Origin of the sequence: Methylobacterium radiodurans (assembly GCF_003173735.1) — a bacterium.
GTDB lineage: Bacteria > Pseudomonadota > Alphaproteobacteria > Rhizobiales > Beijerinckiaceae > Methylobacterium > Methylobacterium radiodurans.
The window spans coordinates 4,630,894-4,644,632 of sequence record NZ_CP029551.1; the positions used below are offsets into that span (position 1 = coordinate 4,630,894).

The window sequence follows — 13,739 nt, forward strand, 5'->3', positions numbered from 1 at the left end:
GTTGATGCCGTGCGCTTACGCGACGCTCTTGGCGACGCCCTCGACGACGCTCTTCAGCTTCGCGGCGTTGTCGTCCGAGAGGTCCTTCGAGGTGCCGATCGCGTCGAGCAGGTCCTGGTGCTTCGAGCGGAGCGTGGAGAGCAGCGCGTCCTCGAAGGGACGGACCTTCGCCACGGGCAGCTTGTCGAGGTAGCCGTTGACGCCCGCGTAGATCACCGCGACCTGCTCCTCCATCTTCAGCGGCGAGAATTGCGGCTGCTTCAGGAGCTCGGTGAGCCGCGAGCCGCGGTTCAGGAGCTGCTGGGTCGAGGCGTCGAGGTCCGAGCCGAACTGCGCGAAGGCGGCCATCTCGCGGTACTGCGCGAGCTCGCCCTTGATCTTGCCGGCGACCTTCTTCATCGCCTTGGTCTGGGCCGAGGAGCCCACCCGCGAGACCGAGAGGCCGACGTTCACCGCCGGGCGGATGCCCTGGTAGAACAGGTCGGTCTCGAGGAAGATCTGGCCGTCGGTGATCGAGATCACGTTGGTCGGGATGTAGGCCGAGACGTCGTTGGCCTGGGTCTCGATGACCGGCAGCGCGGTCAGCGAGCCGTTGCCGGCGGCGTCGCCCATCTTGGCGGCGCGCTCGAGCAGGCGCGAGTGGAGGTAGAACACGTCGCCGGGATAGGCCTCGCGGCCCGGCGGGCGGCGCAGCAGCAGCGACATCTGACGGTAGGCGACCGCCTGCTTGGAGAGGTCGTCGTACACGATCACGGCGTGCATGCCGTTGTCGCGGAAATACTCACCCATGGCGCAGCCGGCGAAGGGCGCGATGAACTGCATCGGGGCGGCGTCGGAGGCGGTCGCCGCGATAACGATCGAGTACTCGAGAGCGCCCTGGTCCTCCAGCACCTTCACGAACTGGGCCACCGTCGAGCGCTTCTGACCCACGGCGACGTAGATGCAGAAGAGCTTGGCCTTCTCGTCCGTGCCCTGGTGGGCGGGCTTCTGGTTGAGGATTGTGTCCAGCGCGATCGCGGTCTTGCCGGTCTGGCGGTCGCCGATGATCAGCTCGCGCTGGCCGCGGCCGACCGGGATAAGGGCGTCGATCGCCTTGAGGCCGGTGGCCATCGGCTCGTGCACGGACTTGCGCGGGATGATGCCCGGGGCCTTCACATCGACGCGGCGGCGCTCGGTCGACTGGATCGGGCCCTTGCCGTCGATCGGGTTGCCGAGCGCGTCGACGACGCGGCCGAGCAGGCCCTTGCCGACCGGCACGTCCACGATGGCGCCGGTGCGCTTGACGGTCTGGCCTTCCTTGATCTCGCGGTCCGAGCCGAAGATCACGATGCCGACGTTGTCCTGCTCGAGGTTGAGCGCCATGCCGCGCACACCCGACTCGAACTCGACCATCTCGCCGGCCTGGACGTTGTCGAGGCCGTAGGCGCGGGCGATGCCGTCGCCGACGGACAGGACCTGCCCGACCTCGGAGACTTCGGCCTCTTCGCCGAAGTTCTTGATCTGCTCTTTCAGGATCGCGGAGATCTCGGCGGCGCGGATGTCCATCGTCGGGCCTCTTGTCTGGATCTGTTCAGTATCGGTGTCGGATGCGGTGCGCCGGGCTTACCGGGCTTCGCGCATCGCGAGGCGGATGCCGTTGAGCTTGGTGCGGAGCGAGGCGTCGACCATGCGCGAGCCCATCTTCACGACGAGGCCGCCGATCAGGCTCGGATCGACGTGGAGGTCGACCGCGACCTCGGCCTTGGCGATGTCGCGCAAGGACGCGGTGATCTCCTCGAGAACCGCGTCGGAAGGCTTCTCGGCCACGCGCACCTCGGCGCGGACGATCCCCTTCGATTCCTGCACCAGGGCGCGGAAGGCGGTGATCATGTCGGGCAGCGCGAACAGGCGGCGGTTCGCGGCGGTCAGCCGGATGAAGTTGGCGGCGAGCCCCGTGAGGCCGGCCTTCTCGATCACGGCGCCGATGGCGGCGGCCTGCTGCTCAGCGGTGAAGACGGGGCTCTTCACGAGGCGGCGAAGATCCGCGCTCTCCTTGAGCAGCGCGTCGAACCGGTCGAGACCGGCGGCGACCTCATCGATCTGGCGCTCGTCCTGGGCCAGATCGAACAGGGCGGAGGCGTAGCGGCCTGCCATGCCCGCGACGAGGGGACCTGCCTCGGAACCGTTCTGCGCCACCCGCCGCTCTCTCTTTGCCTTGCCCGCGGTTTGACCCCTGATCCGACCCCGCTGGCGAGGTTTTGACCGGAGACCGTGGGAAATGGGATTGTCCCGGGAAACCGGGGGCATAGAGACCCCTGCCCGGCGCGGCGACCGCCTAGCATGGCAACACGGTGGCACGCAAGGCGAAGGGCGCGGGCGATCGGGTCTGCGTCGGAGCGGTGGTGATGAGGGATTCGGCGGGCGTTCAGCCTCAGCGGCGGCGGCCGGCGCCGAGGCGGCTGGCCCAGCCGCGGACGGGGGACTCGATCCTCTCGGCCACGAGCACGCCCGCGATGACGGCGGCGACCATGGCGAGGAGTTGGGCGGCGAGGGCGTGCATCGTTTGTCCACAGGCTCTGTACCGCCCCGCTGAGCCGGGGGCGGGCGGCGCCAGGATGGGCGCCGATCCTTTCCGGAGGCTGCCCTCGCGCGGGACGGGACCGGTTCAGCAGGCGAGCTTGTCGCAGCGCCGGGTGCTGGCGATCATCCGGGCGAGCGAGCGGGCTCCCGGATGGCCGAGGATTCCGGCGTTTCCGAGGACGTAGGAGGGCGTGGCGTAGAGGCCGAGATCGGCGGCCATGCGCATGTGGCTCCTGAGCGCCAGCCGCACCTCCTCGCTGTCGGCGATCGTCTCGATCTCGCCGGAGGGCGCGCCGAGGCCGCCCGCGACCGCGAGCGCCGCCGGGCCGTCGATTCGGCCGGGTCGCCCGAGCAGCGTGCGGTAGAAGTCCCAGGCGGCCGCCGAGCCGAGACGGCGCTGCACCGCGAGCATCACCTTCGCGGCCTGCGCCGACTGGGGCGAGAGGATCGGGTTGTGCACGAGCCCGATCCGCAGGGCCGCGTCGCTGCCCTGGAGCGAGACGACGTCGGCGGCGGCCTTCCGGCACCAGGGACAGTTGAAGTCGAAGAACTCGTAGAGCGCGGTCTCCGCCTCCTTCGGCCCCGCATAGGTGACGCCGCGCAGGGCCGGGATCTGGCCGGTGATCTCGCCGGGCAGGACCGCGTTGGCGACAGCCTTGCCCTCGTCGTTCTCGACCGCGACGCGCTGGCCGTAGGACTGGGCGAGGCCGGCGGCCGGCGCGAGCGCCGCTCCGGCGGAGGCCGCGAGAAGGTGGCGGCGTGTCAGGGGCATCGGGTCGTGTTCCGTCTCTCGGGGCGCCGGCCTTCTAGCGGCGCCACCCGGAGATAGACAGGCTTCCCGGCGGAAGCTGGGCCGAACGGCGGATCGCCGGTTTCGGCCCGATCAAGGCTCAGCGCAGAGTGCCGGGCCGTTCGCCCGCCGCCCAGGCCAGCGCCTGTTCCAGCCGGTCGTTGCCCCAGAACAGCTCGCCGTCCTCCGTGAGGAAGCTCGGCGCTCCGTAGATGCCGCGCGAGCGTGCCTCCTCGCCCGCCACCCGGAGACGGGTCTTGTTGGCCTCCGCGCTCGCGGCCTTCAGGAGCTGGGTGCCGTCGAGCCCGAGCGAATCGAGGATCGCGATGACGGAAGCGGGCTCGGCGATCGAGCGCCCTTCCGCGAAGCTCGCCCGGTAGACCGCCTGGCTGAAGGGGACCAGCCAGTCCTCGCCCTGGCCGAGGATCGCCGCGCGGGTGGCCGAGAGGCTGTTCTGCGGGAAGGGATCGGGGCGCGTCACCGGGGGAAGCCCGTGGCGGGCGGCCTCCCGTTCGAGGTCGCGCCACATGTTGCGGCCCTTGGCCGGAAACATGTTGAAGGGCGAGGTGGTCCAGCCCTGCGCGGCGAAGATCGGCCCGAGCAGGAAGGGACGCCAGCGCACCGCGACGCCCGCCTCGCCCGCCGCCGCCTCGATGCGCATCGCGGCGAGGTAGGAGTAGGTCGAGGCGAACTCGTACCAGAACTCGATGGTCGGCTGGCGGGCCATGGGGAACGCATCTCCGGACGGAGGAACAGGAAAGCAAGCGCCGAGCCGGCACGCCAGGGCGGTGGTGCGGCGCTTCAACCCTGAGATGGGGCGCGAGCGTTGCAGGTCGAACGCCCCGGCCGGCACGCCGGTTGCAGCCCGAGGGTCCGCGCGATAAGCCGCCCGCGACCCCTGCCCTCACGCTCCGGAACGCCCCGATGTCCGCTCCCGACCAGAAGCCCGTGAAGAAGGTCGTGCTGGCCTATTCGGGCGGCCTCGACACCTCGATCATCCTGAAGTGGCTGCAGACCACCTACGGCTGCGAGGTCGTCACCTTCACGGCCGATCTCGGCCAGGGCGAGGAGCTGGAGCCGGCCCGCAGGAAGGCGGAGCTGCTCGGCATCCGGCCGGAGAACATCTACATCGAAGACCTGCGCGAGGAGTTCGTCCGCGACTACGTCTTCCCGATGTTCCGGGCCAACGCCGTCTACGAGGGCGTGTACCTGCTCGGCACCTCGATCGCCCGGCCGCTCATCGCCAAGAAGCAGATCGAGATCGCCGAGAAGGTCGGGGCCGACGCGGTCTGCCACGGCGCCACCGGCAAGGGCAACGACCAGGTCCGGTTCGAGCTCGGTTACTACGCGCTGAAGCCCGACGTCACCGTGATCGCCCCCTGGCGCGAGTGGGACCTGCGCTCGCGCGAGCAACTGATCGCCTTCGCGGAGCAGCACCAGATCCCGATCGCCAAGGACAAGCGCGGCGAGAGCCCGTTCTCGGTCGACGCCAACCTCCTGCACGCCTCCTCGGAGGGCAAGGTGCTGGAGGATCCGGCCGTTGAGGTGCCGGACTACGTCTACTCGCGCACACTCTCCCCAGAGGAGGCGCCCGACCAGCCGACCGTGATCACCATCGGCTTCGAGCGGGGCGACGCAGTCTCGATCGATGGGGAAAAGCTCTCGCCGGCCTCGCTGCTGGCCAAGCTGAACGAGCTGGGCCGCGCCAACGGCATCGGCCGCCTCGACCTCGTCGAGAACCGCTTCGTCGGCATGAAGAGCCGCGGCATGTACGAGACGCCCGGCGGCACGATCCTGCTGCCGGCCCACCGCGCCATCGAGTCGATCACGCTCGACCGCGGGGCGGCGCATCTGAAGGACCAGCTGATGCCGCAATACGCGGAGCTGATCTACAACGGCTTCTGGTTCTCGCCGGAGCGCGAGATGCTCCAGGCGCTGATCGACAAGAGCCAGGAGAAGGTGACCGGCAGCGTGCGGCTCAAGCTCTACAAGGGCGGCGTCCACGTGATCGGCCGCGAGAGCCCGAACTCCCTCTACGATCAGGATCTCGTCACCTTCGAGGAGGGCGCGGTGGCCTACGACCACCGGGACGCGGCGGGCTTCATCAAGCTCAACGCGCTGCGGCTGCGCACGCTGGCCCAGCGGAAGAAGCGCGAGGGGTAAGCGCGGAACCAACCCTCCCCCCCTCTGCGGGGGAGGGTGGCGCCCGAAGGGCGACGGGAGAGGGGACACCAGCTCCCGGAAAAGGCGCGGCCTTCACGCAGGGCACAGCCCAACCCTGAAGCGTTCTCCCCTCTCCCGACCCTCGCTGACGCGAGGGCCACCCTCCCCCGCAGAGGGGGGAGGGAGATCGCGCGCTACGCGTAATCCCCCGGCGCGATGTCGGCGTAGCGCAGGAAAATCTGCAGGGCCGGCTGCATCGCGTGGTGCAGGCGGGCCGGATCCTCCGCCGCGCCGCCCAGGATCCGCGCCATCGAGCCGGCGAGGTCCGCATCGCCGTAGGGTCCGGCGGGGTCCACGAACGGCACCGCCCGGCCTTCGTCCCAGAGCACGGCGAGGTGTGGGATCAGCGCGAGATGCGCCGCCTCGACGTCGAAGGTGATCTGCTCCGGTGACGCGCCGCCCGCATCGCGAAACACGTCGCCGCTGCGGGCGGGATCGAGCTTCACCAGCGGGTTGTGGTAGGTGAAGCGGCCGGGCTTCAGGCTCGCGTGCCGCACGAAGGCCGCGAGCGCGGCACCGACCGCCCTGTGCTCCTCCTCCGCCCCCTCGTCGTCGCCCGTTACGTTGGCGATGTCGCCGTCCCGGTCGGTGCTGCCGTAGGGCGCGTCCGGGTGAATCGTCGGCGCGCCGTGTCCTTGCGGGTTCCAGGCCACCACGAGGCGGCGGATCAGGGCGATCCGCTCCAGGGTGATCTCGGTCTCGGGCATCGGGCTCTCCTCGGCTCGGGCCTCCATACCCGATTTCCCGGACCTGTCGCGCCCCTCCGCACTGTCGCGGTTCAGCGGATGCCCAGGAAGGCGTCGTCGTTCGAGACGATGAGCACGCGCAGGTCCTGGTCGGGGAGGTAATCCCGCGCCTCCCAGACGAAGGTGGTGGGACCGGTCTTGCGCACGCCCGCGCGGCAGAAGCTGACCAGCGCGTCCGGCCGGCCCTTGTCGACCGTGAGGGTGAAGCGGCCGATGCGGCCGGCCCAGTTCTTCGCGGTCGTGACGATGTAGGGCACCTCGACGGCCCGGGTCAGGCCGCCCTCCCGGCCGGCGGCGAGCCGGCGGACCCCGACGAGGCCGGCATCGTCGAGGCAGTAGCGTGCGCGGTAGTCGCGCGATGCGGCCTCCTTGGCGTCGAGCAGGTGGTTGCCCTTCACGGGCACGTAGGCGTGGGCGATCTTCAGGTCGCGGCCTGCCGGGAAAGTCTGTTCCCAGTGGAACTTCGCGGCGCTGCGCCACTGCGGCATCGCGTCGGCAGCAGCCTCGGAGAGGAGGCCCGCCCCCTCCAGCGCCTTGAGATCCGAGGGACCGAGCCGCTTCAGCGCCGCCTCCAGGTCGCCGCGCCGCATCGGGTTGAGCGGCAGGTTGTGGCGGCGGAGCTGCTCCGTGACCTCGCGCGGGCCGAGATAGGCCCGCTCCTCCAGGTCCGGCGCGATCGCGGCGCCGTCCACCGTGACGGTGAAGCCGACGAAGTTGGCGCGGTCCTCGAAGGGTAGCGAGAGCGCGCTCGTCGCCAGCTGGGCTCCGTCGATGTCCGGCAGCGGGAAGGCGACCCGCACGGTACGGGGCGCGGCCGAGCGGTTGCGGAAGACGTAGTCCACGGCGATGCGGTCCACGCCGATGCGCAGATCCTCGCTCGCCAGCTCGATCTCCGGATCGCGGATCAGCACGAGGCCGCCGGCATCGAGCGCGGCGGCGCTGTCGTTCGCCCGGGCCGGGCCCGCCAGGGCCGCGAGAGCCAGCAGCACGGCCGCCCCCTGCCCGATCCCCACTATCCCAGGCCGCATGCCCGTATCCCTTCGCCGATTCCCTTGGCCTCGCGAGCCCTCGCGGCATCGCTTAGGCATGGGCGTCGGGCCCGGCAATGCCCCCGAGATCCCCGTGAGGGCGCCCGGCGTCTCAATCCTTCAGGCAGCCCATCAGCCCGTCCACCTGCCCCATCCGGGCCTGGATCCGCCCGGCGATGGCGCGCACGCTCCGCGAGGGCTTGCCGGCCTTGCGCAGGATCGGGTTCGGCAGGGTCGCAGCCAGCAGGGCGGCCTCCAGACGGGTCAGGTTGCGGGCATCCTTGCCGAACCAGTGCCGCGCGGCGGCCTGCGCGCCGTAGATCCCGTCGCCCCACTCGGCGACGTTGAGGTAGATCTCCAGCATGCGACGCTTGCCCCAGAGCGCGTCGAAGGCCGCCGCCAGCGGGATCTCCAGGGCCTTGCGGAGGTAGGACCGGCCCGGCCAGAGGAAGACGTTCTTCACCGTCTGCATCGCGATGGTGGAGGCCCCGCGGCTCGGGCCTTCCTCGTCGTCCACGACCTCCCGCAGGGCGCCGAGATCGACGCCGTGATGCAGGCAGAAGCGCTGGTCCTCGGAGGTGAGCACCGCCTGGACGAGGGCCGGCGCGATGGCGGTGAGCGGCACGGCCTCGCGCGCCACCGGCTGCAGCGTCAACCAACGGCCGAGCATCAGGGTTGAGGGCGGCGTCACCGCGCTATAGACGAGCCCCAGCGCGAGCACGAGGACGAGCCCGATGGCCGGGACGAGCAGGACGAGCCCGACGAGCCGGCGCAGGCGCCCGGGACCTGTCTTGCGCTCAGCGATGCCCGACCGGCGCCGCAGCGGCCGCTCCTCCGCAATCGCCGCCGACGGGCGGGGCTCGACTCTGGTCTCCTCCGCCCGCACAGCGACGCGTCTCACCCTCCCCAAGGCCCTGTGACCATGACCTCGTTCCCCTCCTCAACGCAGGCGACCCCCGGATCGGTCAAGGTGGCCGGGACCCAGGATGCGTTTACCCACAGGCTTGCCACGGTGGCGGGCGAGGTCGAGCGCTTCATGGTCGATCTCCTCGACGGCGAGGTCCGGCCCGGCGAGATCGCGCGCCCGCCCCGGCTGATGGAGGCGATGCGCCACGCGGTGCTCGGCGGCGGCAAGCGCCTGCGCCCGTTTCTCACCATCGAGACCGCCCGCATGCTCGGCGGCCCGGAGGCCGGAGCGATGGCCGCGGGCGCGGGCGTCGAGCTGGTCCACTGCTACTCGCTCGTTCACGACGACATGCCGGCGATGGACAACGACGACATGCGCCGCGGCAAGCCCACCGTGCACAAGGCCTACGACGAGGCGACCGCGATTCTGGTGGGCGACGCGCTTCAGACGCTGGCCTTCGAGATCACCGCCGACCCGCAATGGCAGGCCGATGCGGGCATCCGCGCCGACCTCGTGCTCGGCCTCGCCAAGGCGTCGGGCCTCGGTGGCATGGTCGGCGGCCAGCTCCTCGATCTCTCGGCGGAGGGCCGCTTCGGCGCCGTCGCCCTCGACGTGGACGACACCCTGCGCATGCAGGCGATGAAGACCGGCGCGATCCTGGCCTTCTCGGTCGAGGCCGGCGCCATCGTGGGCGGGGCGAGCGCGGACGAGCGCGCCGCGCTCTTGCGCTACGGCGTGGCGCTCGGCCAGGCCTTCCAGATCGCCGACGACATCCTCGACCGCGAGGCCTCCCCGGAGGCGATGGGCAAGGCGACCGGCAAGGACAAGGATGCCGGCAAGGCGACGCTCGTCGACCGGCTCGGCCTCGACGGGGCGCGCGCCGAGTGCGACCGGCTGGTCGGCGTCTGCGACGAGGCGGTGGCGCGCTGGGGCGACCGGGCCCAGACCCTGCGGGACGCGGCCCGCTTCACGGTGGCGCGCAAGGCGTGAGCGCGCGCGGCGGCTCGCCTAGCCGAGCTGCCAGTCGATCGGCTCGATCCCTCGCGCCTCCAGCCAGGCATTCGCCTTCTCGAAGGGCCGCGAGCCCGGAAAGTCCCGCGCCCGGTTGAGCGGCGACGGATGTCCGCTCTCGATGACCGCGTGCCGGTCCGTGTCGATCAGTGCGGCGCGGGCGCGGGCTTGGGCGCCCCAGAGAAGGAAGACCGCGGGTTCCGTCCTGGCCGAGATTGCCGCCACCGCCTCGTCGGTGAGCCGGGCCCAGCCGTAGCGCAGATGCGCCCCGGCCTTGCCGGCCTCGACGGTGAGCGCGCTGTTGAGCAGCAGCACGCCCTGCCGCGCCCAGGGCGTCAGGTCGCCGGAGCGGGGCTTCTCCGGATCGACCTCGGCCAGGATCACCTTCAGGGAGGCCGGCAGCCGCCGCGCGCCGACATACGAGAAGGCGAGCCCGTTGGCGTCGCCCGGCGTCGGGTAGGGGTCCTGGCCCAGGATCACCACCTTCACGGCCTCCGGCGGGGTGAGCGCCAGCGCCGCGAAGATGTTGCGCGGCTCCGGCAGCACCCGCGCGCCCTCGGCGATGCGGGCATCGACCCGGGCGGCGACCGCGTCGGCCGCGCCCTCGCGGAAGAAGGGCAGGTCCGCCCAGGGTGAGCGCGAGGCGCGGAAGGCGGCCAGCGCGTCGGCGACGGGCGCGCCGCTCATCGGGCCAGCACCAGGCGCTCGCCCTCGCGGATCGCGAGGGGATCGTTGCGGCGCAGATAGATCATCACTTCGTTCGCCACGAGCTTGCCGTCGGTAGCCCCGATCAGGGTGCGCCCGCTGCGCAGCGCCCCGTAGCCGTTGCCGCCGTCGTAGAGGAAGTTGTTCGCCGCGACCGTGTAGGTTCGCGCCGGATCGAGCGGCGCGCCGTCCACCGCGACCGAGAGGACGCGCGAGCCCGGCGGGCGTTCCGGATCGAGCCGGACCACGAGGCCCGAGACCTGCACGAGGCGCCCCGCCGGCCGGCCGTAATCGGCGAGCCCGTTCTCGAGGAGGTCGAGCAGCGTGGCGCCCGTGATCTCGACCAGCACCACCGTGTTGCCGAAGGGCAGTTCCTGCAGGATGTCGCGCCGGGTGAGTTCGGTGCCCGCCGGGTAGAGTCGGTTGCCGCGGATGCCGCCGCCGTTCATCAGCCCGACCTCCGCGCCCGTCGAGGCCCGCACCGCGTCGGCCACGAGGTCGCCGAAGCTCGCCTCCCGCGCGCGCACGCTGGCGACCCGGCTGTCGAGCGGCAGGCTGGTCCGCCCGACCGGAACGTCGAGTTCGCGCGACAGGTCGGACTCGAAGCGGCGCACCAGCGCCAGTGTCTCGGGATCGGGCGTCACATCGCGCGTGTCGTGGATGCGGAAGCTCGGGCGCCAGCGCAGGCGCCGCTCGGCCCCCTCCCCCTCGTGGGTGCAGCGCAGGTCGATCGCGGTGACGAAATGGGCGTCCACGCTCGATTCGGCGAGCACCCGCTGGCCGTCGTAGCGCAGGAACAGGTCGTGGTCGTGGCCCGACAGGATGATGTCGGCGTGGCCGGCCGCCATCATCGCCATGTCGGTGGCGCGATCCGTGTGGACCACCGCGACGACGATCTCGGCGCCCTCCGCCCGCAGCAGGCGGGCCTGCTCGGCCAGCGTCTCGGCCTCCGGGCCGAAGCGGAGCGCGCCGCTCTGCGACTTCTCGGGCGTGCTCCTCAGCGCGATGCCGGTGACGCCGACCCGCACGCCGCCGAGATCGGTGACGAAGCGGTCCGCGACGTCCGGCAGCGGCCGGCCCTCCCCGTCCCGGAGGTTGGCCGCCAGCGTGCGGAAGGCGCCGCCGCGGATCCGCTCCTGGAACACGGCCGGCCCGAAATCGAACTCGTGGTTGCCCGGCACGAACACGTCGGGTGGGGCGAGCGCCAGGAGCGCCATGATGTGCGCGCCCCGGTCGAAGCCCGACATCAGCGAGGGCGAGAGGGTATCGCCCGCATGCGCGTAGAGGACGGGCACACCGCGCGCCCGCTCGGCCTTCACCACGGCGTTCAACCGCGCGAAGCCGCCGCGGCCCTCGACCTCGCCCATCAGGTAGATGTCGTTGACGAGGAGCAGGGTGAGGGTCGGGCGGTCGGCGGGCGCCCCGGCCGCGCCGGCCGGCAGGGTGGCGCCGAGGCCGGCTCCAAGCCCGAGTCCGAAGGTCTGGCGGCGGCTCGGTTCGCGCATGCCCCCTCGCCTATCCTGCGCCTCCGACGTGCCGATGACGCCTCACCGGCTGAACGTGTCGCGCACCGCCTTGGCGTTGCGGCGGACCATCGGCCAGATCCAGGCGCCGGAGGCGAGATAGGCCCCGGGCGCCATCGGGCGCAGGTCCGCGGCCAGCCGCTCGGCGAGCCCCGGCACCGCGAGCCTGCCCGCCGGCGCGTCGGTCTTGCGGTAGACGACCGTGGTGTCCTCGCGCCAGTAGGCCTCGTCCGGCACCAGCCCCGCGCGGCGGGCCAGTAGGTCGAAGGTCTCGCGCACGTAGCCGTGCACGTGGGCGAAGTGGAAGCGCTCGTGCGGCGGCTTGCCGGTGGCGGCCATGTTGGGCACCGCGGCGTAGAGCCGTCCGTCCGGCTTCAGCCAGCGGGCGAGGCGCTCCATCACCTCGGCCGGGTCGCGCAGGTGCTCCAGCACGTGGTGCGTGCTGACCACGTCGAAGCTGCCGGGCGCAAAGGTCGCGTCGTCCGCCTCGTCCAGCACCTCGACCCCGTAGGTCTTGCGAGCGAAGGCGGCGTAGTCGCGCCCCGGCTCGACGCCGACCACCTCGCAGCCCTTGGCCCGGGCGGCGGCCAGGAACTCGCCGGATCCCGAGCCGAAATCGAGGAGCCGCGCCCCCGGCACGAGCTTCGGTGCCAGGAGGTCGGCCCGGAAGGCGGCCTCGCGGCCCGAGCGCTTGACGTGGTGGGGCGGCGGGCCGCCCGCGAAGGCAAGCTGGTAATCGGCCCGGTAGGCGGTGGCGTAGTACTCGGCCAGTTCGGCCGGCGTCGGCATCGGATCGGTGCGGATCAGGCCGCACTGGGTGCACGCGATCGAGCGCAGCACCTTCAGGCGCCGGTCGCTCTCGGCCACCACCACGGAATCGGCGCATCCGCACAGATTGCACGTCGCGTGCGCGCCCGTGTAGGGGTAGCCGGTGAACGGCACGAAGTGCCGGAGGAAGTAGCGGGGAGACGGCATGTCGCGCCCTGTCCTGTCGATCTTCGAAAAGCCGCCTCGTGCTCTAGATAGATAAGCCCGTCGAGACAATCGCGGCGCGCTCACGTGACCCGCCCCCGGCAGCCGCAAGCGCGCCGGGCGGGGTGCCGCCGCGGACCGGAAAGCCCTGTGTGATGAACGAACGCGTCGAACCCGCAACGCTGGCGGCCCGCCAACCCCTGGCGCCGCAGGCCCCCGTCAGCGCCGGCACGCTGCCGACCGATCACCCGCCGGTTCGCTGGGGCCGGGTCGGCGTGCTGCTGATGAATCTCGGCACGCCGGAGGGCACGACCTACTGGCCGATGCGGCGCTACCTCAAGGAGTTCCTCTCGGACCGCCGCGTCATCGAGGTGCCGCGGCTGATCTGGTGGCCGCTCCTCAACCTCGTCATCTTGTCGAAGCGCCCGGGTCCGAAGGGCCGTGACTACGCCAGCGTCTGGAACAACGAGCTCGACGAGGGGCCGCTCAAGACCATCACCCGCGGCCAGCGCGACCGGCTCCAGGCGGCGCTCGGCGATTCGGTCGTGGTCGACTGGGCGATGCGCTACGGCAAGCCCGAGGTGTCGCTCCGCATCCAGGCGCTGCTCGACCAGGGCTGCGACCGCATCCTCCTGGTGCCGCTCTATCCGCAATACGCCGCCGCGACCTCGGCGACCGCCTGCGACCAGGCCTTCAAGGCGCTCATGCAGATGCGCTGGCAGCCGACGGTGCGGGTTTCACCGCCCTACCACGACGACCCGGTCTACATCGACGCGGTCGCCCGCTCGATCCGCGAGGGGCTGGCCAAGCTCGATTTCGAGCCGGAGGTGATCCTCACCTCGTTCCACGGCGTGCCCAAGAGCTACCTGCTAAAGGGCGACCCCTACCATTGCCAGTGCGTGAAGACCGGCCGCCTGATCCGCGAGGCGCTCGGCTACGGCCCGGACAAGATGCGCACCACCTTCCAGTCGCGCTTCGGCAACGAGGAGTGGCTGAAGCCCTACACCGACGAGACCGTGCAGGCGCTCGCCAAGTCGGGCGTGAAGCGCATGGCGATCGTGGCGCCGGGCTTCACCGCCGACTGCCTGGAGACGCTGGAAGAACTCGACGGCGAGAACCGCCACTATTTCGAGGAGAACGGCGGCGAGAAGTTCGCCTACATCCCCTGCCTGAACGACGGCGACCTCGGCATGGAGGTCATCGAGCACGTGGTGCGGCGGGAATTGCGGGGCTGGGTGGAGTAGGCCGCGAGCTGCCGCGCCTCCCCTCTCCCTG

The 13,739-nt window shown here is 71.4% G+C and carries 14 protein-coding genes; 3 read left to right on the plus strand and 11 right to left on the minus strand.

Features of this window, described 5'->3' with window-relative positions:
- Nucleotides 1-15 precede the first annotated feature (15 nt).
- From atpA to DK427_RS21750, 5 genes are all read right to left on the minus strand, one after another.
- Nucleotides 16-1,545, minus strand: coding sequence for a F0F1 ATP synthase subunit alpha (gene atpA, locus DK427_RS21735; RefSeq protein WP_109953195.1), 1,530 nt, complete (start codon nucleotides 1,543-1,545; stop codon nucleotides 16-18).
- 57 nt (nucleotides 1,546-1,602) lie between these two features.
- Entirely contained in the window at nucleotides 1,603-2,175 is a 573-nt protein-coding gene (locus tag DK427_RS21740) for a F0F1 ATP synthase subunit delta (protein ID WP_109953196.1), read from the minus strand.
- Between the two features lie 235 nt (nucleotides 2,176-2,410).
- Nucleotides 2,411-2,539: a hypothetical protein gene (locus tag DK427_RS27415; RefSeq protein ID WP_281276961.1), complete on the minus strand. Its 129-nt coding sequence runs from the start codon at nucleotides 2,537-2,539 to the stop codon at nucleotides 2,411-2,413.
- A gap of 105 nt (nucleotides 2,540-2,644) precedes the next feature.
- The gene (locus DK427_RS21745; RefSeq protein ID WP_109953197.1) at nucleotides 2,645-3,331 is read right to left on the minus strand and encodes a DsbA family protein; all 687 of its coding nucleotides are present in this window, start codon (nucleotides 3,329-3,331) and stop codon (nucleotides 2,645-2,647) included.
- Between the two features lie 118 nt (nucleotides 3,332-3,449).
- Nucleotides 3,450-4,076 (minus strand): 2-hydroxychromene-2-carboxylate isomerase, encoded by a 627-nt coding sequence (locus tag DK427_RS21750; RefSeq protein WP_109953198.1) that lies wholly within the window; start codon nucleotides 4,074-4,076, stop codon nucleotides 3,450-3,452.
- A gap of 197 nt (nucleotides 4,077-4,273) precedes the next feature.
- Between DK427_RS21750 and DK427_RS21755 the strand changes: the two genes are divergently transcribed.
- Nucleotides 4,274-5,512 (plus strand): argininosuccinate synthase, encoded by a 1,239-nt coding sequence (locus DK427_RS21755; RefSeq protein ID WP_109953199.1) that lies wholly within the window; start codon nucleotides 4,274-4,276, stop codon nucleotides 5,510-5,512.
- Nucleotides 5,513-5,706: 194 nt separating this feature from the next.
- Here DK427_RS21755 and DK427_RS21760 read toward each other — a convergent pair whose 3' ends face one another.
- From DK427_RS21760 to mtgA, 3 genes are all read right to left on the minus strand, one after another.
- On the minus strand, nucleotides 5,707-6,279 hold the full coding sequence (locus DK427_RS21760; RefSeq protein WP_109954310.1) for a hypothetical protein: 573 nt from the start codon (nucleotides 6,277-6,279) through the stop codon (nucleotides 5,707-5,709).
- Nucleotides 6,280-6,350: 71 nt separating this feature from the next.
- A complete protein-coding gene (locus tag DK427_RS21765; protein WP_109953200.1) occupies nucleotides 6,351-7,346 on the minus strand; it encodes a DUF4424 family protein in 996 nt (331 codons plus the stop codon).
- 112 nt (nucleotides 7,347-7,458) lie between these two features.
- The gene (gene mtgA / locus DK427_RS21770) at nucleotides 7,459-8,247 is read right to left on the minus strand and encodes a monofunctional biosynthetic peptidoglycan transglycosylase (RefSeq protein WP_425452487.1); all 789 of its coding nucleotides are present in this window, start codon (nucleotides 8,245-8,247) and stop codon (nucleotides 7,459-7,461) included.
- A gap of 21 nt (nucleotides 8,248-8,268) precedes the next feature.
- On the opposite strand from mtgA, the gene DK427_RS21775 reads away from it, so the two are divergent.
- Nucleotides 8,269-9,243 (plus strand): polyprenyl synthetase family protein, encoded by a 975-nt coding sequence (locus tag DK427_RS21775; protein WP_109953202.1) that lies wholly within the window; start codon nucleotides 8,269-8,271, stop codon nucleotides 9,241-9,243.
- Between the two features lie 18 nt (nucleotides 9,244-9,261).
- Here the strand turns inward: DK427_RS21775 and DK427_RS21780 are convergent, their stop codons facing one another.
- The 3 genes from DK427_RS21780 to DK427_RS21790 are packed head-to-tail and all read right to left on the minus strand — an operon-like array spanning nucleotide 9,262 to nucleotide 12,467.
- Nucleotides 9,262-9,951, minus strand: coding sequence for a uracil-DNA glycosylase (locus DK427_RS21780; protein ID WP_109953203.1), 690 nt, complete (start codon nucleotides 9,949-9,951; stop codon nucleotides 9,262-9,264).
- A complete protein-coding gene (locus tag DK427_RS21785) occupies nucleotides 9,948-11,474 on the minus strand; it encodes a bifunctional metallophosphatase/5'-nucleotidase (protein WP_109953204.1) in 1,527 nt (508 codons plus the stop codon). The genes DK427_RS21780 and DK427_RS21785 overlap by 4 nt, the downstream gene beginning before the upstream one ends.
- Before the next feature lie 42 nt (nucleotides 11,475-11,516).
- On the minus strand, nucleotides 11,517-12,467 hold the full coding sequence (locus DK427_RS21790) for a class I SAM-dependent methyltransferase (protein ID WP_109953205.1): 951 nt from the start codon (nucleotides 12,465-12,467) through the stop codon (nucleotides 11,517-11,519).
- A gap of 152 nt (nucleotides 12,468-12,619) precedes the next feature.
- Between DK427_RS21790 and hemH the strand changes: the two genes are divergently transcribed.
- The gene (gene hemH, locus DK427_RS21795) at nucleotides 12,620-13,708 is read left to right on the plus strand and encodes a ferrochelatase (protein ID WP_109953206.1); all 1,089 of its coding nucleotides are present in this window, start codon (nucleotides 12,620-12,622) and stop codon (nucleotides 13,706-13,708) included.
- Nucleotides 13,709-13,739: the final 31 nt, after the last annotated feature.

What these genes read in the sequence shown, in the direction of transcription:
- atpA (WP_109953195.1), bottom strand. Translation starts at nt 1,545, where the DNA reads ATGGACATCCGCGCCGCCGAGATCTCCGCGATCCTGAAAGAGCAGATC.
- DK427_RS27415 (WP_281276961.1), bottom strand. Translation starts at nt 2,539, where the DNA reads ATGCACGCCCTCGCCGCCCAACTCCTCGCCATGGTCGCCGCCGTCATC.
- DK427_RS21745 (WP_109953197.1), bottom strand. Translation starts at nt 3,331, where the DNA reads ATGCCCCTGACACGCCGCCACCTTCTCGCGGCCTCCGCCGGAGCGGCG.
- DK427_RS21750 (WP_109953198.1), bottom strand. Translation starts at nt 4,076, where the DNA reads ATGGCCCGCCAGCCGACCATCGAGTTCTGGTACGAGTTCGCCTCGACC.
- DK427_RS21755 (WP_109953199.1), top strand. Translation starts at nt 4,274, where the DNA reads ATGTCCGCTCCCGACCAGAAGCCCGTGAAGAAGGTCGTGCTGGCCTAT.
- DK427_RS21760 (WP_109954310.1), bottom strand. Translation starts at nt 6,279, where the DNA reads ATGCCCGAGACCGAGATCACCCTGGAGCGGATCGCCCTGATCCGCCGC.
- DK427_RS21765 (WP_109953200.1), bottom strand. Translation starts at nt 7,346, where the DNA reads ATGCGGCCTGGGATAGTGGGGATCGGGCAGGGGGCGGCCGTGCTGCTG.
- DK427_RS21775 (WP_109953202.1), top strand. Translation starts at nt 8,269, where the DNA reads ATGACCTCGTTCCCCTCCTCAACGCAGGCGACCCCCGGATCGGTCAAG.
- DK427_RS21780 (WP_109953203.1), bottom strand. Translation starts at nt 9,951, where the DNA reads ATGAGCGGCGCGCCCGTCGCCGACGCGCTGGCCGCCTTCCGCGCCTCG.
- DK427_RS21785 (WP_109953204.1), bottom strand. Translation starts at nt 11,474, where the DNA reads ATGCGCGAACCGAGCCGCCGCCAGACCTTCGGACTCGGGCTTGGAGCC.
- DK427_RS21790 (WP_109953205.1), bottom strand. Translation starts at nt 12,467, where the DNA reads ATGCCGTCTCCCCGCTACTTCCTCCGGCACTTCGTGCCGTTCACCGGC.
- hemH (WP_109953206.1), top strand. Translation starts at nt 12,620, where the DNA reads ATGAACGAACGCGTCGAACCCGCAACGCTGGCGGCCCGCCAACCCCTG.